At 60.5% G+C, this 21,584-nt stretch carries 19 protein-coding genes and 1 pseudogene; 11 read left to right on the top strand and 9 right to left on the bottom strand.

Annotated features, from left to right (window positions below):
• Positions 1-5: 5 nt before the first annotated feature.
• From ODQ19_RS24780 to ODQ19_RS24765, 4 genes are read right to left on the bottom strand one after another with little or no spacing between them, the layout of a single operon-like run.
• A complete protein-coding gene (locus ODQ19_RS24780; protein WP_116665662.1) occupies positions 6-788 on the bottom strand; it encodes an amino acid ABC transporter ATP-binding protein in 783 nt (260 codons plus the stop codon).
• A complete protein-coding gene (locus ODQ19_RS24775; RefSeq protein ID WP_014718199.1) occupies positions 785-1,447 on the bottom strand; it encodes an amino acid ABC transporter permease in 663 nt (220 codons plus the stop codon). The genes ODQ19_RS24780 and ODQ19_RS24775 overlap by 4 nt, the downstream gene beginning before the upstream one ends.
• A 12-nt stretch (positions 1,448-1,459) precedes the next feature.
• Entirely contained in the window at positions 1,460-2,122 is a 663-nt protein-coding gene (locus ODQ19_RS24770; protein ID WP_003191828.1) for an amino acid ABC transporter permease, read from the bottom strand.
• 55 nt (positions 2,123-2,177) lie between these two features.
• Positions 2,178-3,026 carry a transporter substrate-binding domain-containing protein gene (locus tag ODQ19_RS24765; RefSeq protein ID WP_330211478.1) on the bottom strand — a complete coding sequence of 283 codons (849 nt, stop codon included), beginning with the start codon at positions 3,024-3,026 and terminating at the stop codon, positions 2,178-2,180.
• Between the two features lie 326 nt (positions 3,027-3,352).
• On the opposite strand from ODQ19_RS24765, the pseudogene ODQ19_RS24760 reads away from it, so the two are divergent.
• Positions 3,353-3,625 (top strand): annotated as a pseudogene (locus ODQ19_RS24760) (thioredoxin family protein); the annotation flags it as partial.
• Between the two features lie 37 nt (positions 3,626-3,662).
• On the opposite strand, the gene ODQ19_RS24755 reads toward ODQ19_RS24760, so the two are convergent.
• The 3 genes from ODQ19_RS24755 to rpiB all read right to left on the bottom strand — a co-directional run bounded on the left by ODQ19_RS24755 (position 3,663) and on the right by rpiB (position 7,172).
• Positions 3,663-5,231 (bottom strand): TerC family protein, encoded by a 1,569-nt coding sequence (locus tag ODQ19_RS24755; RefSeq protein WP_330211477.1) that lies wholly within the window; start codon positions 5,229-5,231, stop codon positions 3,663-3,665.
• A gap of 435 nt (positions 5,232-5,666) precedes the next feature.
• Positions 5,667-6,647 carry a sugar-binding transcriptional regulator gene (locus tag ODQ19_RS24750; RefSeq protein WP_330211476.1) on the bottom strand — a complete coding sequence of 327 codons (981 nt, stop codon included), beginning with the start codon at positions 6,645-6,647 and terminating at the stop codon, positions 5,667-5,669.
• Between the two features lie 63 nt (positions 6,648-6,710).
• Complete coding sequence (rpiB, locus tag ODQ19_RS24745) at positions 6,711-7,172, bottom strand: ribose 5-phosphate isomerase B (RefSeq protein ID WP_019817614.1); 462 nt, start codon at positions 7,170-7,172, stop codon at positions 6,711-6,713.
• A gap of 262 nt (positions 7,173-7,434) precedes the next feature.
• Here rpiB and ODQ19_RS24740 point away from each other — a divergent pair, with 262 nt between their 5' ends.
• The 7 genes from ODQ19_RS24740 (at position 7,435) to dhaL (ending at position 14,733) form a co-directional block, all read left to right on the top strand.
• Entirely contained in the window at positions 7,435-8,922 is a 1,488-nt protein-coding gene (locus ODQ19_RS24740) for a sugar ABC transporter ATP-binding protein (RefSeq protein ID WP_330211475.1), read from the top strand.
• On the top strand, positions 8,919-9,896 hold the full coding sequence (locus ODQ19_RS24735; RefSeq protein WP_014718193.1) for an ABC transporter permease: 978 nt from the start codon (positions 8,919-8,921) through the stop codon (positions 9,894-9,896). Before ODQ19_RS24740 ends, ODQ19_RS24735 begins: the two co-directional genes overlap by 4 nt.
• Before the next feature lie 34 nt (positions 9,897-9,930).
• A complete protein-coding gene (locus tag ODQ19_RS24730; RefSeq protein WP_330211474.1) occupies positions 9,931-10,938 on the top strand; it encodes a substrate-binding domain-containing protein in 1,008 nt (335 codons plus the stop codon).
• Between the two features lie 152 nt (positions 10,939-11,090).
• Positions 11,091-11,846, top strand: coding sequence for an SDR family oxidoreductase (locus ODQ19_RS24725; RefSeq protein WP_330211473.1), 756 nt, complete (start codon positions 11,091-11,093; stop codon positions 11,844-11,846).
• Between the two features lie 27 nt (positions 11,847-11,873).
• A complete protein-coding gene (locus tag ODQ19_RS24720; protein ID WP_019817618.1) occupies positions 11,874-12,989 on the top strand; it encodes an erythritol/L-threitol dehydrogenase in 1,116 nt (371 codons plus the stop codon).
• A gap of 94 nt (positions 12,990-13,083) precedes the next feature.
• On the top strand, positions 13,084-14,085 hold the full coding sequence (locus ODQ19_RS24715; protein WP_116665654.1) for a dihydroxyacetone kinase subunit DhaK: 1,002 nt from the start codon (positions 13,084-13,086) through the stop codon (positions 14,083-14,085).
• Between the two features lie 3 nt (positions 14,086-14,088).
• The gene (gene dhaL, locus ODQ19_RS24710) at positions 14,089-14,733 is read left to right on the top strand and encodes a dihydroxyacetone kinase subunit DhaL (RefSeq protein ID WP_330211472.1); all 645 of its coding nucleotides are present in this window, start codon (positions 14,089-14,091) and stop codon (positions 14,731-14,733) included.
• Between the two features lie 133 nt (positions 14,734-14,866).
• On the opposite strand, the gene sohB is transcribed toward dhaL, so the two are convergent.
• Complete coding sequence (sohB, locus tag ODQ19_RS24705; protein ID WP_032896860.1) at positions 14,867-15,892, bottom strand: protease SohB; 1,026 nt, start codon at positions 15,890-15,892, stop codon at positions 14,867-14,869.
• 194 nt (positions 15,893-16,086) lie between these two features.
• On the opposite strand from sohB, the gene ODQ19_RS24700 reads away from it, so the two are divergent.
• Together ODQ19_RS24700 and ODQ19_RS24695 are read left to right on the top strand one after the other, a co-directional pair.
• A complete protein-coding gene (locus ODQ19_RS24700) occupies positions 16,087-16,797 on the top strand; it encodes a histidine phosphatase family protein (protein ID WP_034135852.1) in 711 nt (236 codons plus the stop codon).
• A 56-nt stretch (positions 16,798-16,853) separates the two neighbouring features.
• A complete protein-coding gene (locus tag ODQ19_RS24695; protein ID WP_034125754.1) occupies positions 16,854-17,168 on the top strand; it encodes an SCP2 sterol-binding domain-containing protein in 315 nt (104 codons plus the stop codon).
• 128 nt (positions 17,169-17,296) lie between these two features.
• On the opposite strand, the gene ODQ19_RS24690 is transcribed toward ODQ19_RS24695, so the two are convergent.
• Positions 17,297-19,933 (bottom strand): MGH1-like glycoside hydrolase domain-containing protein, encoded by a 2,637-nt coding sequence (locus tag ODQ19_RS24690; RefSeq protein ID WP_330211471.1) that lies wholly within the window; start codon positions 19,931-19,933, stop codon positions 17,297-17,299.
• Positions 19,934-20,130: 197 nt separating this feature from the next.
• Between ODQ19_RS24690 and hglS the strand changes: the two genes are divergently transcribed.
• Complete coding sequence (gene hglS / locus ODQ19_RS24685) at positions 20,131-21,507, top strand: 2-oxoadipate dioxygenase/decarboxylase HglS (RefSeq protein ID WP_330211470.1); 1,377 nt, start codon at positions 20,131-20,133, stop codon at positions 21,505-21,507.
• Positions 21,508-21,584: the final 77 nt, after the last annotated feature.

The raw sequence follows: 21,584 nt of genomic DNA, 5'->3' as shown, positions 1-21,584 counted from the left end.
CCTTGTTAAAAACGAATGTTCTTGAGAAATTCCGCCAGGCGCGGCGACTGCGGACGTTCGAAAATTTCCTTCGCGCTGCCCTGCTCTTCAATGCGGCCCTGGTTCATGAACACGATCTGGTCCGAAACTTCATAGGCAAAGCGCATCTCGTGGGTGACCAACAACATGGTCATGCCCTCCTCCGCCAGCCCCTTGATCACGCTGAGCACTTCGCCCACCAACTCCGGGTCGAGGGCCGAGGTGACTTCGTCGAACAGCATCAAGCTGGGGTTCATGGCAATGGCCCGGGCAATGGCCACGCGCTGTTGCTGGCCGCCGGACAATTGGCCGGGAAAGTGGTTGCGGCGCTCCAGCAGGCCGACGCGGTCCAGCCATTTTTCGGCCAGCGCTACCGCTTCATCCTTGCCCATTTTCTTGACCTTGAGCAAGCCGAGGGTAACGTTCTGCAGCGCGGTCAGGTGCGGGAACAGGTTGAATTGCTGGAACGCCATGCCGGTCATTGCGCGGTGCTGGGCGATCACCCGCTCCGGGTGGCGTACACGCTTGCCCCCAACATCGCTGTAGCCGATGGACTCGCCATCCAGGGTGATCTGCCCGCCCTGGAACTCCTCCAGCAGGTTCACGCAGCGCAGCAAGGTGGTCTTGCCCGAGCCGCTGGAGCCGATCAATGTCACCACATTGCCGCGCTGCATGGACAGGTCGACGCCCTTGAGCACTTCCACCGGGCCGTATTGTTTACGCAGGCCACGAATGTCCAGCAGCGCTGGGTTGGTTTGAGCTTGGTTCATGGCAAGGCCACCCGCTTTTCAATGTAGCGCCCGAATAATTCGATGGCGTAGTTGATGACAAAGAACAGAAAACCGGCGAACAGGTAGAACTCCAGGGTCATGAAGGTGCGCGCGATCACCTGCTGGGTACTGAGTAGCAATTCCGCCACGCCGATCACCGACAGCAAGGTGGAAGCCTTGACGATTTCCGTGGAGGAATTGACCCAGGTCGGCAAAATCTGCCGCAGCGCCTGGGGCAACAGCACGTAGCCCAGGGACTGATAAAACGTCAGGCCAATCGCCTTACCCGCTTCCATTTGCCCACGGGGAATGGCTTGCAGCGCGCCGCGCACGATTTCCGACACATGGGAGCCACAGAACAAGGTGAGCCCGACCGCACCGGCCTGGAATGCACTGATCTGCCAGCCCAGGGCCGGTAGCATGTAGAAACACGCCAACACCAGCACAAATACCGGCGTGCCGCGGATCAAATCGACATACAGACGGAACGGCGCACGCATCCAGAACTTGCCGTAGGTCAGGATCAACCCGGCGACGATGCCGATCAGGGTGCCAAAGACAATCGCCAGCGCCGAGACCGCCACACTGGCCTGGAAGCCGGCCCAAAGGGTCTCGCGGGCGATCCACAATTCATGCAGCCAACTGGGGGATTCGTACATGGGACCCTTTCCTCAACGACGGATCGCCAAACGCTGTTCCAGGTAACGGAGCAGCATGGCAATCAGGTAACAGGCAGCCACGTAGAGCGCGGTCGTGACCAGCCAGGTTTCAATCACCCGGTAGCTTTCGACGTTGATCTTGCGGGCGTAATAGGTCAGCTCCGGCACCGCGATCGCGGCGGCCAGAGAAGTGTCCTTGAACAGCGAGATGAAGTTGTTGGAGAGTGCCGGCAACACGTTGCGCAGCATCACCGGCACGGTGATGTAAGCGCGGATCCGCCACTCGCCCAGGCCGATGGCCAACCCGGCTTCACGCAAGCCCTTGGGAATATTCACCAGGCCTGCGCGGAACACCTCGGTGAGATAGGCACCGGCATACAACGAGAGGGTGATGATGAACGAGGGGATCTTGTCCAGCCGAATGCCCAGGGAGGGCAAGGCGAAGTAGATCAACAGAATCAACACCAGAATCGGGGTGTTGCGCACCACCGTCACGTATACCGAGGCAAAAATACGCAACGCGCGGTGCCTGGAGAGCATGGCAAACGCCATCAACAGACCGATCACGCAGCCGATGGCGATCGACAGCAACGCCAACTGCAGCCCCAGGCCGAGCCCCGCCAACAAAGTGTCGAAATCACGCCAGACGGCGGCAAAGTTCAACTGATAGTTCATGGTCAGCAGCACCTGAAGGAAGCGTGTTCAGGCACGCCCCTATTGTTGTAGCGGGTCACTTGAATTCCACGGGAAAACCAATCGCCGGTTCTGGCAGGTCCACGCCGAACCATTGCTTGAACGAGGCTTTGTAGGTGGGGAACTCCACACCGGTCATGGCTTCGTGCAGCGCGGTATTGACGAAGTTCAGCCAGTCCTGGTCGCCGCGTTTGACCGCGCAGGCGTAGGTTTGCGGGCTCCAGGCGTAGGTGGGGCTGCGGTAGCGGCCAGGGTTCTGCACCATCAGGTATTTGACCGAGGACTGGTCGGTGGCGGCGGCATCGGCGCGGCCTGAGTTCACGGCCTGGTACATCAAGTCGACACTGTCGTACTGATCGACCTTGGCCTTGGGCAGTGCCTGGTGCACCAACTCTTCGGCATACACGTTTTGCAGCACAGCCACGGTAGCGTCATCGCCTGCGGCTTGGAGGTCTTCGATTTCTTTGTACTTGCTGTTGTTGGGCAGCAGCAGGCCGACACCTTCACGGTAGTACGGCAGGGTAAAGGCCACCTGCTGCGCACGGCTGGCGGTAACGGTGATGAACTGGCAGCTCATGTCGACCTTGTCGGTGAGCAGGTTGGGGATACGTGCATCGGACGACTGCACCACAAACTCCACCTTGCTCGGGTCATTGAACAAGCCTTTGGCCACGATGCGGCCAATGTCGATATCAAATCCCTGCAACTTGCCATCCGCTCCCTGGAAGTGCCACGGCGCATTGGTACTGCCTGTACCTACGATCAAGTGCCCACGCTTGAGCACATCATCGAGCTTGCTGTCCGCCGCCTGCACAACGCTGGCGAAGGAAGCCGATGCAGCGACGAGAAAAATACACGCTTTGAATACGGAAGGTCGGTGATGCATGACAAGCACTCCAGGGATTGTGTATTCCGCTATACCGGAACTTGGTATGTAACAACGGAATAGACAGCAGAAAGTGTGCCACAGACGCCGGAGGAAACCTATGGGAGTAATAAATGCGTTATGGATCAGCGTGATAGCGACTGCAGAGATAAACAGCGTTGGGCCGTCGTCGCATGGCAGTGCTACGCAACGCCCCACAACGGTGTTACAGCGCACCCAGACGGGTCGAGTGCACGTGACGCGCACCTGTGAAGGTTGACAGTAGACGGTGACGCCCCACCGGCTTAGCGTGAGCAAAAACCAACACGGTAGGCAGGGGGATCGACATGGGAGTCGCCACGCGCAGAATTTCCAGCGCCAAAGAGTTTGAATGGGTGCTGAACACGCCACGCCCAGTGTTTATTCTGTTTTTTTCAACACACTGCCCCGCTTGCGCGCAGGCATGCCACTTATTCGAACAGACCGCGTGGAAGCATCCCTGGATAGTCAGCCTGTTACTCGACTGCGCACATACGCCGAGGCACCCTGACGTGACGGGCACCCCGACGCTGCTGATCTACCTGAAGGGGGCCGTGGTAGAACGGCTCAAAGGCTTCGGCCCCGTTGAAGAACAAGAGCAGTGCGTGAAAGACATCTTCAGCCGTTATGACCTGAGCAAGGGCGCAAGTGCACTTGCGTCACTCGACGCTCCTCCACTTCAGCCACCGTCAAACGCCAACCTTCATGCTCCAGGCTATCGCCCACCACCGGCAGGCGGTCGAGCAGGCTCATCACTAAACCCGCCAGGGTTTGATAATCCTCGGTAGCCGCAGCCTTGAAGCCCGTGCGCTGACGCACCAGGTTGAGGTTCAAGGCACCATTGGCACGGAAGCCATCGCCCTGCTCAACAATATCCGGACCTTCGATTTCGCTGGCATCAGGCAATTCACCGGCGATGGATTCCAGAATGTCGGTCATGCTCAACACGCCCATGAAGTCCCCGAACTCGTTGATCACGAAGGCGATGTGGGTGGACTCCTGGCGCATCTGCTCCAGGGCGTTGAGGATCGAAAAGCTCTCCAGCAGGTTGATCGCCCGACGCGCCAAGTGCTCCAGGTTCGGCTCGTTGCCGGCCAGGTATTCCTTGAGCAGTTCTTTCTTGTGCACAAAGCCCAAAGGCTCATCCACTGCACCGTTACGGATCAACGGCAGACGCGAGTAGGACGAGTGCATCAGTTTCAGCCGTGTCGTCTCGGGGTCGTCCGACAGGTCGATACAGTCCACCTTGGCCCTCGGGGTCATCAGGGTGCGAATCGGCCGCTCGGCCAGTTGCAGCACGCCGCTGATCATCACCCGTTCACGCCGGTCAAACAGCGGGCCCTGGGCAGCATCCGGCTCGCCCAGCAGGTCAGCCACGTCTTCACCCACCTCTTCCACCGCCAGGCTGCGACCGCCCAACAAGCGCATCACCGCATGAGCGGTACGCTCACGCACCGGCAACACACCCTGTGCCGATTTTTTGCGACGGGCCCGGGCGATCTGGTTGAACACCTCGATCAAAATCGAGAAACCAATGGCCGCATACAGGTAGCCCTTGGGAATATGGAAACCCAAGCCTTCGGCGGTCAGGGCAAAACCGATCATCATCAGGAAGCCCAGACACAGCATGATCACGGTCGGGTGCGCATTGACGAAGCGGGTCAGCGGCTTGCTCGCCACAATCATCAGGCCGATGGACACGATCACGGCGATCATCATCACCGCCAGCTCGTCGACCATGCCCACGGCGGTAATCACCGCGTCGAGGGAGAACACCGCATCCAGCACCACGATCTGCGCGACGATCGGCCAGAACATCGCGTAAGCCACACTGCCCTTGTGTTGCGCCACATGGCCTTCAAGGCGCTCATGCAATTCCATGGTGGCCTTGAACAACAGGAACACACCACCAAACAGCATGATCAGGTCACGGCCGGAGAAGCTCTTGTCGAACACCTCGAACAGCGGCTGGGTCAGGGTCACCAACCAGGAAATACTCGCCAACAGGCCCAGGCGCATCAGCAGCGCCAGGGATAAACCGATCAAACGTGCACGGTCACGCTGCTCCGGCGGCAACTTGTCCGCCAGGATCGCGATAAACACCAGGTTGTCGATACCCAGCACCAGTTCCAGCACAATCAAGGTCGCAAGGCCGAGCCAGGCCGTGGGATCTGCTAACCATTCCATTTATAGAGTCTCTGTCTTTTAAATTTTTAGAACGCCGGGCACGGCAAAGTGCGGTCATACGACCGGGACAAGGTTAGTTGACGGAATACGGGGTGCTTCAGCGGGAACAGCGACAGCGGTTGTCTTGGGGAAAGACGACTGGGAGGCTCCGAGAGGGTGTTCATGCAAGTCCTGAAATGACAAAAGGACTTGAATCCTACATTTGAAATACAAAATTCCCACAGCGCAAAACTATTACAAAACCTGTAAACCCCTATCAGAAGCACAGCAACTCTTGTGGGAGCTGGCTTGCCTGCGATGCACACACCTCGGTGTTGATCGTTCCCACGCTCTGCGTGGGAATGCCGCCTTTGACGCTCCGCGTCCCACCCGTGCAAGGGTGACGCGGAGCGTCACAGGATGCGTTCCCACGCTGGAGCGTGGGAACAATCTGTATCAGGGTTTACGAGTGGCATCGTCCAGCGCCAGGATGGTGTGGGCATTGGTGACGGTGGTCGCCAGCGTATTGATCACTCCGGAGCGCAACGCCCCCAGGGTCGCCGCCGCCTTGGTGTTCTCACTGGCAATCGCCACCACATCCGGGATGCGAAACAGCTCCTGCACCGTCAACCCGATCACGCGCCCCTGGATGGCGTTGACCGCCGGCTGGCCGTGAATATCGATAAAGTCATAGCCCATCATATCGCCCACCGTACCGGACAACCGCGCCTGGGCGATTTCCTGGGGCGAGAACCAGCCCATGCGCACCATGTTGCTGTTTTCGCTCATGTCGCCGATGCCGATCAAGGCAATATCGGCGCGGCGGGCGCGGTCAAGGGTGGAACGCACCGTGTCGTTGTTGATCAGCACCCCGCGCAGCTCGGGGTTGGCCACCAGTGCCGGGGCGTAGAGGCTTTCACTCTCGCCCCCAAAGCGCAGGGCCAGGCGTCGGCAGATGTGGTCAGGGTTCATGTATTCACCGGCCTTGAGCGAACCGCCGATGGCACACACGAAGGTGCAGTTGCGGGTTACCGGCAGAAACACGTTATCGGCCACCGCGCCGACGTTACGCCCCATGCCCACGGCGACGATCATGCCGTCGCCCAGGGTCTTGTTGAGGTAGTTGGCCACCAGGCTGGCGACCGCCGAGCGCTGGGTGTCGGGGTCGCTATGGTCGACCGCGATCAAGGCGCGGTCGAGCTTGAAGCGCTCCACCAGCGCCCGTTCCAGCTCGTTGTTCATTGCCGGGTGCTGCAGCACGCGCACCTCGACAATCCCTTCATCGCGCGCACGCTTGAGCAGGCGGCTGACTTTTGCCCGCGACAGGTCATAGCGCTTGGCAATGGCCTCCTGAGTGACGTTCTCAAGGTAATAGAGCATCGCCACTTCGGTCATCTGATCGATATCACTGGCCATGCGCTGGGTACTGTCACTCATGGGGACGGGCTTCCGTTTCGGCGTCAAAGGCGCATTCTCCCGACTCTTGCCCCGCGCCGTCCACTACTGATGCCCATCGCGCTCGATCGCATTGATGCGCTCGACCTTGGCCCCGGACCGCGCCGCTTCGAACTCCGAGGCCAAAAACGCACTGACGATGCTTTTGGCCAACTCCGCACCGATGACCCGCGCACCGATGGAGAGGATCTGCGCATCGTTGCTCTTGCGCGCCCTCTCCGCCGAGTAGGTGTCATGAGCCTGGGCCGCACGGATGCCCAGAACTTTGTTGGCCGAGATGGCCATGCCTATTCCGGTGCCGCATACCAGCACACCGAGGCGCTGTTGCCCGGCATTGATGGCAGTGGCCACGGCCAAGGCGATGTCCGGGTACAGCACCGGTGCCGTTGAATGCGTACCGAAGTCGGTCACCGGGTACCCCAACGCTTCAATATGGCGCTTCAACAACTCCTTAAGCTCAAAACCTGCTTCATCGCATCCGATAGCCACCGGGAAAGGTGTGTTCATGGTACCTAGCTCCACTGATCAAATGATCACTTAGTGAAATATCTCTCAGTCATTTCGCAAGCATTAACCCCTTCCTGTCAAGCGAGATTTAGCTGACTCGCCAGTCAAAGCCCCATATAAAGGCAATCTTCCGATCAAAGATGAGAATCACACCTTTTAAGTGAAAGAGATTGACTGATCAGAATTTCATTTGATACACATATGATCACAGCGAAACATAACTGTGCGACCTAATAAGAATTCACAGCACGAGGACACGCCGATGGCCACGCCATTACTGCTCCAGGCTGAACACGTCGCCAAGGCTTACGCCGGGGTGCCAGCCCTGCGTGACGGACGCCTCTCTCTACGCGCCGGCAGCGTCCACGCCCTGTGCGGCGGCAACGGCGCCGGCAAGTCGACCTTCCTGAGCATCCTGATGGGCATTACCCAGCGTGACGCCGGCAGCATTCTGCTCAACGGCGCACCGGTGCAGTTCAATCGCCCGAGTGAAGCCTTGGCCTCGGGGATCGCGATGATCACCCAGGAGCTCGAACCCATCCCCTACATGACCGTCGCCGAAAACATCTGGCTGGGCCGCGAACCGCGCCGCGCCGGTTGCATCGTCGACAGCAAGGCCCTCAACCGCCGCACCCGCGAACTGCTCGAAAGCCTGGAGTTCGACGTCGACGCCATCAGCCCCATGCACCGCTTGAGCGTGGCGCAGATGCAACTGGTGGAAATAGCCAAGGCGTTCAGCCATGACTGCCAGGTGATGATCATGGACGAGCCCACCTCGGCCATCGGCGAGCGCGAGGCCGAAACCCTGTTCAAGGCCATTCGCCGCCTTACCGCACGCGGTGCCGGCATCGTGTACGTGTCCCATCGACTGAGCGAACTGGCGCAGATCGCCGATGACTACAGCATCTTCCGTGATGGCGCCTTTGTGGAAAGCGGGCGCATGGCCGATATCGACCGCGACCACCTGGTGCGCGGCATTGTCGGCCAGGAACTGACACGCATCGACCACAAGGTGGGCCGCGAATGCGCGGCCAGCACCTGCCTGCAGGTCGACAACCTGAGCCGCAACGGGGAATTCCACGACATTAGCCTGCAACTGCGCCGGGGCGAGATCCTCGGCATTTATGGGTTGATGGGCTCCGGGCGCAGTGAATTCCTCAATTGCATCTACGGCCTGACCGTGGCGGATTCCGGCAGCGTTACCTTGCAAGGCAAACCCATGCCCATCGGGCAGCCCAAGGCGACCATCGACGCCGGCATGTCGCTGGTCACCGAAGACCGCAAGGACAGCGGCCTGGTGCTGACCGGCAGCATCCTGTCGAACATTGCACTGTCGGCCTATAAGCGCTTGTCGAGTTGGTCGCTGATCAATGCACGTAAAGAAGCGCAACTGGCCGAGGAGATGGTCAAGCGCCTGCAGATCAAGACCAGTTCCCTGGAGCTGCCGGTGGCATCAATGAGCGGCGGTAACCAGCAAAAGGTGGTGCTCGCCAAATGCCTGTCCACGGAACCGGTGTGCCTGCTCTGCGATGAACCCACCCGCGGCATCGACGAAGGCGCCAAACAGGAGATCTACCACCTGCTCGACCAGTTCGTGCGCGCCGGCGGCGCAGCCATTGTGGTGTCGTCAGAAGCCCCGGAGCTGCTGCACTTGAGCGACCGCATTGCCGTCTTCAAAGGCGGCCGGCTGGTCACTATCAGTACCGACACCGCCCTTTCCCAGGAAGCCTTGTTGAGTCTTGCCTCATGAATGCCAAAACCATCGTTGCTCCCGTTACTGCCGCGCCGCGCAACCGCCTGCGCCTGTCCCTCGACCGCTTTGGCCTGCCGCTGGTGTTTATCCTGCTGTGCGTGGTGATGGCATTTTCCAGTGAATACTTCATGACCTGGCGCAACTGGATGGACATCCTGCGCCAGACCTCCATCAACGGCATTCTCGCCGTGGGCATGACCTACGTGATCCTGACCAAGGGCATCGACCTGTCGGTGGGGTCGATCCTGGCGTTCGCCGGCCTGTGCAGCGCCATGGTCGCCACCCAGGGTTACGGCCTGTTGGCGGCGGTCAGCGCGGGGATGTTTGCCGGCGCGATGCTCGGGGTGGTCAATGGTTTTATGATCGCCAACCTGTCGATCCCGCCGTTCGTGGCCACCCTCGGCATGCTCAGCATCGCCCGGGGCATGACCTTTATTCTCAACGACGGCAGCCCGATCACCGACCTGCCCGACGCCTACCTGGCCCTGGGCATCGGCAAGGTCGGCCCGGTGGGCGTGCCGATCATCATCTTCGCCGTGGTCGCGCTTATTTTCTGGATGGTGCTGCGCTACACCACCTACGGCCGTTATGTGTACGCGGTGGGCGGCAATGAAAAAAGCGCGCGCACCTCGGGCATTGGCGTGCGCAAGGTGATGTTCTCGGTGTACGTGGTCTCGGGCCTGCTCGCCGGGTTGGCCGGCGTGGTGCTGTCGGCACGCACCACCTCTGCCCTGCCCCAGGCCGGGGTTTCCTATGAGCTGGACGCGATTGCCGCGGTGGTAATCGGCGGCACCAGCCTGTCGGGTGGTACCGGCAGCATTGTCGGCACCTTGTTCGGGGCGCTGTTGATCGGCGTGATCAACAACGGCCTGAACCTGCTCGGCGTGTCCTCCTATTACCAGCAGGTCGCCAAGGGCCTGATCATCGTGTTCGCCGTACTGATCGACGTGTGGCGCAAGAAGAAACGCTGAAGAACGACCCATAACAATAACTGGAGTTCTACTTATGAAACTGGGTACCACCCTGGCCGCCGCGGCGGCCCTCTCCCTGCTCGCCAGCAGCATTGCCCTGGCCGCCGATGGCAAGACCTACAAGATCGGCGCAGCCGTCTATGGCCTCAAGGGTCAGTTCATGCAGAACTGGGTCCGTGAGCTCAAGGAGCATCCGGCCGTCAAGGACGGCACCGTGCAGTTGACCGTGTTCGACGGTAACTACGACGCCCTGACCCAGAACAACCAGATCGAAAACATGGTGACCCAACGCTACGACGCGATTCTGTTCGTGCCGATTGATACCAAGGCCGGCGTCGGCACCGTCAAGGCCGCCATGAGCAACGACGTGGTGGTCATCGCCTCCAATACGAAAGTAGCCGATGCCAGCGTGCCGTATGTGGGTAACGACGACGTGGAAGGCGGCCGCCTGCAGGCCCAGGCCATGGTCGACAAGCTCAATGGCAAGGGCAACGTGGTGATCATCCAGGGCCCGATTGGCCAGTCGGCGCAGATCGACCGGGAAAAGGGCGAACTGGAAGTGCTGGGCAAACACCCGGACATCAAGATCATTGAAAAGAAAACCGCCAACTGGGACCGCGCCCAGGCCATGACCCTCACCGAAGACTGGCTCAACGCCCACCCCAAGGGCATCAATGGCGTGATCGCCCAGAACGACGACATGGCCCTGGGCGCCGTGCAGGCGCTGAAGTCCCATGGCCTCACCGCCAAGGATGTGCCCGTTACCTCCATCGATGGCATGCCGGATGCGATCCAGGCGGCGAAAAAAGACGAAGTCACCACCTTCCTCCAGGACGCTCAGGCCCAATCCCAAGGCGCACTGGACGTCGCCCTGCGCGCCCTGGCCGGCGAAGACTACAAGCCGCAATCGGTGATTTGGGAGCGCTATGCCAAGGACCTGAAATGGGCCGACGGCACGGCCAAGAACTACATCCTGCCCTGGGTGCCGGTGACCAATGCCAATGCGGATGCGCTGTACAAGCAAGTCAGCGGCGGTAAGTAACGGTTTCGACCTATTGATGCATCACACATGTGGGAGCGGGCTTGCTCGCGAATGCGGTGTGCCAGGCAGCACATTCGTCAACTGATCCACCGCATTCGCGAGCAAGCCCGCTCCCACAGTGGATTTTCACCATCTTCGAAATGGAGTCATTCATGTCTGGTTTCTGGAACCAAGCCTTCGACCTCAGTGGCCGTTGCGCGGTGATCACCGGTGGCGCTGCCGGCATTGGCCTGGCCTGCGCCACCTTGCTGGCAGAACGCGGCGCCCGGGTGGCGCTGCTGGACCGCGACCCGGCCGTGGTCGAGGTGGCCGCCAGCCTGGGTGCCGGGCACCTGGGCATTGCCGTCGACCTCGGGAAGATCGACCAGATCCAACCGACTGTCGACAACGTATTCGCCCACTTCCAACGCCTGGACTACCTGATCAACAGCGCAGGCGTGGTGGTGCTGGACAAAGCCATCGAAGTCAACGAAAGCGCCTGGGACACCACCCTGGACATCAACCTCAAGGCCAGTTTTTTCATGGCTCAGGCCTGCGCCAGGCACATGCTCGCCCAGGGCAGCGGGCGCATCGTCAACCTCGCCTCCCAGGCCGCGGTGATTGGCCTGGACCGTCACGTCGCCTACTGCGCCAGCAAAGCCGCCATCGTCGGCATGACCAAGGTATTGGCCATGGAATGGGCGCCGCAGATCAACGTCAACGCCATCTCCCCCACCATCGTCGAAACGGCCCTGGGCAAAAAAGCCTGGGCCGGTGAAGTGGGTGAGCGGGCCAAATTGCAGATCCCGGCAGGTCGCTTTGCCCAGCCGGAAGAAATCGCCGGGCTAGCGCTGTACCTGCTCAGCGATGCCGCGCAGATGATCACCGGCGCCAACATGGTGATCGACGGCGGCTACAGCATTCAGTAATTCATCGTTATGTCGTGAGGTTTTGTCATGTCCACTGTCACCGAACGCACACCTGAACAACTCGCCCCGAGCATCCCGAAAACCATGCAGGCCGTGGTCTGCCACGGCCCGGAAGACTACCGCCTGGAAACCGTCGACGTGCCCACCCCCGGCCCCGACGAGATCCTCACCAAAGTCGAGCTGTGCGGCATTTGCATGGGCGATATCAAGACCTATCGCGGCGCGCCGTCGTTCTGGGGCGATGCCGAACAACCGCGCTACGTGAAGCCGCCGATGATCCCCGGGCATGAGTTCGTGTGCCGCGTGGTCGCCCTTGGCCCGGGCGCCGAGAAGCGCGGCGTGGCCGTCGGTGACCGGGTGATCTCCGAGCAGATCGTGCCGTGCTGGGGCTGCCGCTTCTGCAACCACGGCCAGTACTGGATGTGCCAGAAACACGACCTGTATGGCTTCCAGAACAATGTGCAGGGCGCCATGGCCCAGTACATGATCTTCACCAAGGAAGGCATCATTCACAAAGTGCCGGAATCCATTGCTCCCGATGAAGCCATCCTGATCGAACCCTTGGCCTGCTCGCTACACGCGGCGGAACGCGCCAACGTCGACCATGACGACATCGTGGTGGTTGCCGGCGCCGGCACCCTGGGCCTGGGTATTATCGGCGCGGTGCGGTTGCGCAACCCCAAAAAGCTCATCGTGCTGGACATGAAACCCGAACGCGCCGCCCTCGCCCTGCGCCTGGGCGCCGACGAAGTGTGGAACCCGGCCGAAGTCGATGTGCTGGCGAAAATCCGCGAGATCACCGATGGCTATGGCTGCGACATTTATATCGAAGCCACCGGGCACCACAAGGCTGTCAACCAGGGGCTGGCGATGCTGCGCAAGTTGGGGCGCTTCGTCGAGTTCAGCGTGTTCAATGACGAGGCCACGGTCGATTGGTCGATCATTGGCGATCGCAAGGAGCTGGACATCCTCGGCTCGCACCTGGGGCCCTATATGTACCCGAGAGCCATCGACTTTATCGGCAACCGCAAAATCGACATGCGCGATGTGGTGACCCACAAGTTTGCACTGGCAGATTTCAAGGAAGCGTTTGCGGTGATGGAGCGTGGCGACAAGTCGCTGAAGGTTGTGCTCGAACCCTGATTCCAGCAGCAACACACAACCTGTGGGAGCTGGCTTGCCTGCTCCCACAGTGGATGGGTGTCGCCCTTTAGAAAAAACAACAGGAACCCGCGTTATGAATCGAGTCATCAACGATCCCGACCAAGTGGTCGAAGACATGCTGCGCGGCATCCTGGTCGCGCACCCCGAACTTCGCCAGTACGAGAGCAACCCACGAGTCATCGTCAAGGCCAGGCCATCCGCCCAGGGCCGCGTCGGCATTGTCACCGGCGGCGGCTCCGGGCATGAGCCGGCGTTCCTCGGTTATGTAGGCCCAGGCCTGGTGGATGCGGTGGCCGTCGGCGAGATTTTTTCCTCGCCCACCGCCAAAAGCTTTTTCGACGCCTTCCGCGCCGCCGACCATGGCGCAGGCGTGGCCTGCCTGTATGGCAACTACGCGGGTGACAATATGAACGTGAAGCTGGCGATGAAAATGGCCGCCAGCAAAGACATGCACATCCGCACGGTGGTCGCCAACGACGACGTGGCATCCGCGCCCAAAGCCGACATCGCCAAGCGTCGCGGCGTGGCCGGGGAAATCTTCATGTGGAAGATCGGCGGTGCCGCCGCTGCCCAGCATTACGACCTGGACGGCGTGATTCGGGTGGCGCAGAAAACCGTCGACCACTGCCGCTCGATTGGTATCGGCCTTACGCCCTGCACCATCGCCGCGGTGGGCAAGCCGAACTTCCAGATTCCCGACGGCCAGATGGAGCTGGGCATCGGCCATCATGGCGAACCGGGCATTGAAGTCATCCCGATTGAACCGGCCGCCGCCATGGCCGAGCGCATGCTGGCACCGATCCTCGCCGACCGCGATTTCAGCCAGGACGACAGCGTGGTGGTGCTGGTTTCAGGCCTCGGCGCCACCCCGGTGATGGAGTTGTATATTTTCTACGCCGAGGTGGAAAAACAGCTCAAAGCCAAAGGCTTGAAGATTCACCGTTGCTACGTGGGCAACTACTTCACTTCCCTGGAAATGATGGGCGTGACCTTGACCCTGCTCGGCCTCGACGCTGAGCTGAAAACCCTGATCGACCAACCCTGCCGCTCCATCGGCATGACCCAGGCGGAGTGAACCATGAGCCAGCATTTTTCCACCCATGACGGTAGCGCCATTGTCGCCGACCTGGTCAGCGTGATCGTGGCCAACCGTGAGTACCTCAGCGAAGTCGACGGCGCCATCGGCGATGGCGACCATGGCATCAACATGGCCAAAGGCTTTGCCCATTGCGGCCGCACGATCGAAGGCCGCCAACTGACCCTGGCCGAAGCCCTGGATGAACTGACCCTGAGCCTGATGGAAGGCATCGGCGGCTCCATGGGGCCCTTGTATGGCAGCCTGTTTATCGGCATGGCCGACGAAGTGCGCGGCAGTGAAGACGTCGACGCCGCCACCTTCGCCCACCTGCTGCGCGGCGGCTTGACCTCGTTGCAGGACATTACCGAAGCGGGCGTGGGCGACAAGTGCTTGATGGATGCATTGATTCCGGCGGTAGAAGCCTTTGAACGGGCGCATGCGTCGGGGCGTTCTTTCAGCGATGCGCTCGATGCGATGAAAACCGCCGCCTCCCAAGGGCGAGATTCGACCAAGGACCTGGTGGCCAAGATTGGCCGGGCCAGTCGTTTGGGTGAGCGCTCCCTGGGCGTTCTGGATGCCGGGGCCGTGTCGTGCTGCCTGATCCTTACGCAGTTGGCGGACTCGATTAAACCCAGATTAACCTGACATGGCCGAAAACCAATGTGGGAGCGGGCTTGCTCGCGAATGCGGAGTGTCAGCCAGCAAATCTATTGACTGATATACCGCATTCGCGAGCAAGCCCGCTCCCACAAGGGATTACCTGGTTTTCAATACTGGCTTACCAGAACCGCTGCTGGGTCAAGCGGCTCCACCAGGTCAACAGCACCCGGTCTACCGAACCGCTGGCTGCCAGGCCCACGCGCTCTTGCAGGCTCTTACGCTCGGCATAGTGCAGGTGGAACACTTCGGCGGTTTTGGCCTTGGTAGCCAGGTATTCGTCGCTGGTTTGCAGCTCATCGACCAGTTGCTTGTCGAGGGCGGCGACGCCCAACCACACTTCACCGGTGGCCACCTCGTCAATCGCCAACTGCGGGCGGTAACGCGAGACGAAGTTCTTGAACAGCTGGTGGGTGATGTCCAGGTCTTCCTGGAACTTCTCCCGGCCCTTCTCGGTGTTTTCGCCGAACACTGTGAGCGTGCGCTTGTATTCACCGGCGGTCAGCACTTCAAAGTCGATGTCGTGCTTTTTAAGCAGGCGATTGACATTGGGCAACTGCGCCACCACGCCAATGGAACCGAGAATGGCGAAGGGAGCGCTGATGATCTTCTCGCCGATGCACGCCATCATGTAGCCGCCGCTGGCCGCCACTTTGTCGATGCACACCGTCAATGGCACCCCAGCCTGGCGGATACGCGCCAGTTGCGAAGAGGCCAGGCCATAGCTGTGCACCATGCCGCCGCCGCTTTCCAAGCGCAGCACCACTTCATCCTTGGGCGTGGCCAGGCTCAGCAGTGCGGTGATTTCATGGCGCAGGCTTTCGGTGGCCGAGGCCTTGATGTCGCCGTCGAAATCCAGCACGAATACCCGTGGCTTGGCCTCGGGTTTCTTCTTGTCTTTCTTCTTTTCGGCTTTGCTTTCGGACTTGCGCAGGGCCTTGAGCTGGTCCTTGTCGAGCAGGCTCGACTCCAGACGCTCGCGCAAGCCCTTGTAAAAATCATTCAGCTTGCTGACCTGCAATTGGCCGGCGGATTTACGACGACCTTTGCTGCGCAGTGCTGCAAAGCTGATCAGTACCACCAGAATAGCGACCACCAGGGTGACGGTCTTCGCCAGAAAGCTCGCGTATTCGGCCAAAAAATCCATATGTCTCCTTAAAAAATGCACTGCGCCGGGCGCGGATTGCCCCAGCATACCGACGCCACTGCGAAGGAGCCAGTGATCAAACCGCCAGCAGGCGGGCTCCAACGCACTTTTAAAACAAGCGTATGTTTTTTCATTGACAGCTCGCAGGCATCCTCATAACCTCGCCAGACTTTCAACGTACCGGGAAAACGGACGTGGGCAGCATTTATCTGATTCGACATGGCCAGGCTTCCTTCGGTGCAGACGACTATGACGTCCTCTCGCCCATTGGCGTGGAACAGGCGCAAGTGCTCGGTCGCCACCTGGCAGACCTGGGCATCGCGTTTGACCGCTGCATCGCCGGTGACCTGCGTCGCCAGCAGCACACCGCCAGCGCCACGTTCGATCAGTACAGCGCCCTGGGCTTGCCGGTGCCGGCGCTGGAAACAGACAGCGCGTTCAACGAGTTCGACGGCGAAGCGATCATTCGCGGCCTGTTGCCCGACCTGCTCAGCAGTGAACCGGATGCCGTGCACATCCTGCGCAATGGCCCGCAGAACCGCAGCGAGTTCCAGCGCATTTTCGCCCTGATCATCGAGCGCTGGCTGGCCGGCACCTATGATCCGCCGGGGCTGGAAAGCTGGCTGGGGTTTGTCGAGCGGGTCCAGGGGGGCTTGCAGCGTATCCTTGAAGCCGCGAACCACACCGACAAAATCGCCGTATTCACCTCCGGCGGCACCATCACCGCCCTGCTCCACCTGATTACCCGAATGCCTGCCGCCCAGGCCTTCGAAATGAACTGGCAAATTGTTAACACCTCGCTCAACCAACTCAAGTTCCGTGGTCGCGAGGTGGCACTGGCTTCCTTCAACAGTCACGCCCACTTGCAACTGTTGAAGGCGCCGCAGCTCATCACTTTCCGATGAACTGCGGCCAACCGTGACCCCAAGGTCACTGGACTCTACCCTTAAGGATCGAAACCATGACTGACGTAGCTAAAGCAGTAGAAGCAATGAAAGCCAAATTCAACCCAAGCGCTGCCGAGGGCTTGGACCTGGTATTCGGTTTCCGTATCGACGACAGCAAGAATTTCTCGCTGGTGGTCAAGGACAAGACCTGCGAACTCAAAGAAGGCGAAAACCCTGACGCTCAGGTCACCCTGGTGATGGACAGCGAGACCCTGGAAGGCATCGTCGACGGCTCCACCGACGGCATGCAGGCGTTCATGGGCGGCAAGCTGCGCACCGAAGGCGACATGATGCTGGCGATGAAGCTGAGCGAGCTGTTCCCTTCCTGATTCACGGGCGACCCTGGATCCCTGTTGGAGCGGGCTTGCTCGCGAATGCGCAGTGTCAGCTAATGCATCAGGCACTGAACCACCGCATTCGCGAGCAAGCCCGCTCCCACATTTGGTTTGCCGATTGCTTAAGGTTTTGGTTGTAACAGTAACGCCACCAACGCACTCCAGCCGGTCTGGTGTGAAGCTCCCAACCCTCGCCCTGTTTCCCCATGAAAGTACTCATGGAACAACACCAGGTCACGACTGGCCGGGTCCTCCTGCAACTGCGCATACCCCGCCATCGACGGCCGCATACCATTTTCATCCCTGAGAAACAGCCGCGTCAGCCGCTCGCTGAGACTGTCAGCCACTTGCTCCAGAGACGCCAGATACCCACTGCCCGTCGGATACTCCACGGAAAAGTTATCCGCGTAATAGCGGTGAAACTCGCGCAACGATTCAATCAGCATGTAGTTCACCGGCATCCACAACGGCCCGCGCCAATTGGAGTTGCCGCCGTACAAGCGTGAGTCGGATTCACCCGGCTGGTAGCGCGCGCACAAGGTGTCGCCATTCATCTTCAGCGCCAGGGGCTGCTCGGCGAACGCCTTGGACAGGGCGCGCACGCCAAAGGCCGACAAGAACTCCCGATCATCCAGCATGCGCCGCAGCAAATCCTTGGTGCGTTCACCGCGCAGCAGCGCCAGCAACAGGCGGTTGCCCTGCCCCGGTTCGGTCCAGCGCGAAACCAGCTTGGCCAGGTCCGGTCGATGATGCATAAAGCCCAGCAGGCGCTCGCGCAAGCCTTCCAGGCCCTCGTGCTCGCGCTGTTCCAGCACCAGCACCGCGAACAGCGGCATTAACCCGACGATGGAGCGCAGGCGCACCGGTTCGCTCTGGCCATCAGGGCGGTGCAGCACGTCATAGAAAAACTGGTCCTGCTCATCCCATAAGCCTTCGGCGCTGTCATCGACGCGGTTGATAGCGCCGGCGATGTAGAGGAAATGCTCGAAAAATTTCACGGCAATGTCCACGTACACCACATTACGCTTGGCCAACTCCAGGCCGATGCGCATCAGGTCCAGGGCATAAGCCGCCACCCAAGCGGTGCCGTCGGCCTGGTCCAACTGGTAGCCCGGCGGCAACGTGGCCGAGCGGTCGAACAAGGCGATATTGTCCAGGCCCAGAAAACCGCCCTGGAACAGGTTGCGGCCCTCGGCGTCCTTGCGGTTGACCCACCAAGAGAAATTCAACAGCAGCTTGTGAAAGATCCGCTCCAGGAAATCCATGTCGCCCACGCCGGTCAGCGCCTTGTCCTGCTGATATACGCGCCAGCTGGCCCAGGCATGCACGGGCGGGTTGGCGTCGTCAAAGCGCCACTCGTAGGCCGGCAATTGGCCGTTGGGGTGCATGAAGCGGTCCTTTACCAGCAACAACAACTGTTGCTTGGCGTAACCAGGGTCGATCAGCGCGATGGCCACCGCCTGGAAGCCTTGATCCCAGGAGGCGTACCACGGGTATTCCCAAGTGTCAGGCATCGACAGGATGTCGAAGTTGGACAGGTGCCGCCAATGAGTATTGCGGATGTGCAAGCGCTCGGGCGGTGGCGCGGGCTGAGCCGGGTCGCCGTCAAGCCACTGGTTCACGTCAAAATAGTACAGCTGCTTGGACCACAGCAGGCCCGCCAGGGCCTGGCGTTGCACAGTGCGCACATCGTCATCGGCAAGGCCCTGTTGCAAGACCGCGTAGAAGTCATCGGCCTCCCGGCGGCGCTGTTCGAATAGCTTGCGCGCATTGACGTCTGGCGCGTCCAGAGGCGCAAAGCGCAGGTAGAGGGTTTTGCTTTCCTGGCCCGCCAGTTCAAGGGTGAAATGCGCGGCCACTTTAGTGCCCGCGTCCCGGCGAATCGCCGACTCGACCCCGCCCACCACATAATCGTTAATGCCATCCTTGAACGGCCCCGGCGCCGGTTGCCCGTCCAGTTTGGGCTGGTTGGTTTCGTTTTCACAGAACAGCCACTGCACGCCGTCCTGGCCCCAGGCACTGAGGCAGCGGTCATCAAGTTCATGATGACGGGCCAGCACCCGATCAACGTCCAGCCTCAAGCTGGGCTTGGGTGCACCGAAGGTCCAGCTCCAGTCATTGCGCGCCCAGAGCTGGGGCAGCACCTGCAGGCGTGTGGGTTGGTCCGAACGGTTATGCACGGTGACGCGCATGAAAATATCGTCGGGCTGATGCTTGGCGTATTCGACACTGACGTCGCAGTAGTGGTTGTCTGCAAACACACCGGTATCAAGGATTTCATACTCGGCATCATCCAGCCCACGACGGGCGTTCTCGGTGATCAGGTCAGCGTAGGGAAACGCCGCATGGGGGTATTTGTAGAGCATGCGCATGTAGGCATGGCTCGGCACGCCATCGACGAAAAAGTACAGCTCCTTGACGTCTTCACCGTGGTTGCCTTCGGCGTTGTTGAGGCCAAACAGACGCTCCTTGAGGATTGCATCGCGCTCATTCCACAGCGCCAGGCCCAGGCACCAGCGTTGGGCCTTGTCACTGAAACCGGCCAACCCGTCCTCGCCCCAGCGATAGGCGCGGCTGCGGGCATGCTCATGGGGGAAGTAGGCCCAGGCGTCACCGTCGGCGCTGTAGTCTTCGCGCACCGTGCCCCACTGGCGCTCACTCAGGTACGGGCCCCACTCGCGCCAACGTTCGGCGTGTTGCGTTGCCAGGCGCTGGCCTTCAATGGTGCCCAGCAGGTTGGTTACGGGTCTGGCCGTCATTGGGTCCTCCTTCACCGACACAGTGAGGGCAGTGTAGAGCCCAATGACGTCCGCTTGCACATGAAGACTTGGGCGCAGGGCCAACTCATTCATTTGCAGAATGAAGTCCAGAGGAATCTTCGTTTGCAAGCCGGCCGCCCCCTCAACAAAATCGGGCAAAGGCCACGATCATCGCTCCAGTCATCAGGAATTTTTCTATGCACGCCACCGCCCATGTCAGCCCCGACGAGATCCGCAAGGGCTTTTCCAAGGCCATGTCAGACATGTATCGAGATGAAGTGCCCTTGTATGGCGCGCTGCTGGAGCTGGTGGCCCAGACCAATGCCCGCGTGCTCGACAGCGAACCGGGCCTGGCGCATCAACTGCAACGTACCGGCGAAATCCAGCGCCTGGACATGGAACGCCACGGCGCCATCCGCCTGGGCACCGCTGCGGAACTGGCAACCATCAGCCGGTTATTCGCGGTGATGGGCATGCAACCGGTGGGCTACTACGACCTCACCCCCGCTGGCGTACCTGTACACTCCACCGCCTTTCGCGCGGTGCATGAACACGCGCTGCAAACCAGCCCGTTTCGCGTGTTCACTTCATTGCTGCGCCTGGAACTGATCGAAAACCCCGACCTGCGTGCCTTCGCCGAAAGCGCCTTGGCCAAGCGCTCGATCTTTACCACCGAGGCCTTGGCATTGATCGACCAGGCAGAGACCCAAGGCGGCTTGAATGCCAGCGATGCCGAGGCCTTTATCCGCCAGGCCCTGGAGACGTTCCGCTGGCACCACACTGCCACGGTCACCGGCGCCCAATATCAGCAACTCAGCGACCAGCACCGCCTGATCGCCGACGTCGTCGCGTTCAAGGGACCACACATCAACCACCTGACGCCACGCACCCTGGACATCGACCAGGTGCAGGCGGCGATGCCCGGCAAAGGCATCACCCCCAAAGCCGTGATCGAAGGCCCACCTAGGCGCCAGTGCCCGATCCTGCTACGCCAGACCAGCTTCAAGGCCTTGGACGAACCCATCGCCTTCACCGATGCCCACGGCAGCCACAGCGCGCGCTTCGGCGAAATCGAACAACGCGGCGTCGCGCTTACGCCTAAAGGCCGCGCCCTGTACGACCAACTGCTGAACGCCGCCCGCGATGAACTCGGCACATTCCCCAATGAAGCCAACGCCGAGCGCTATGTGCAATTGATGGAACAGCACTTCCAGGCCTTCCCCGATAACTACCCGCAAATGCGCGAGCAGGGCTTGGCGTATTTTCGCTACTTCGTCACCGATAAAGGCCTGGCGGCATGCGGCCAGGCCGATCAGCCGCGCACATTGGAGGCGCTGCTCAGCGCCGGTCATGTGGCGGTGGAACCGTTGGTGTATGAGGACTTTTTGCCGGTCAGTGCGGCGGGGATCTTCCAGTCAAACCTGGGGGATGGGGCGCAGAGTCACTACGCGGGCAACTCCAACCGGGCAGCCTTCGAGCAAGCGCTTGGGCGCAGGACGATTGATGAGTTGCAGTTGTATGAGCAGACGCAGCAGCGTTCCATGGATATATGCCTTGAAACGCTGTTGAAATGACTGGATGCAAGACCGAACGCCAAGCGTCACGGCCTTGATGGTAACCACGATGCGAAGCGAGCCGCTCTTGATCTTGA

Source organism: Pseudomonas sp. AM4(2022), from assembly GCF_036346515.1.
GTDB classification, from domain to species: Bacteria; Pseudomonadota; Gammaproteobacteria; order Pseudomonadales; family Pseudomonadaceae; genus Aquipseudomonas; species Aquipseudomonas paracarnis.
Note: the sequence above shows the minus strand (reverse complement) of the source record. Positions and strands in the feature narration are given on the sequence as shown.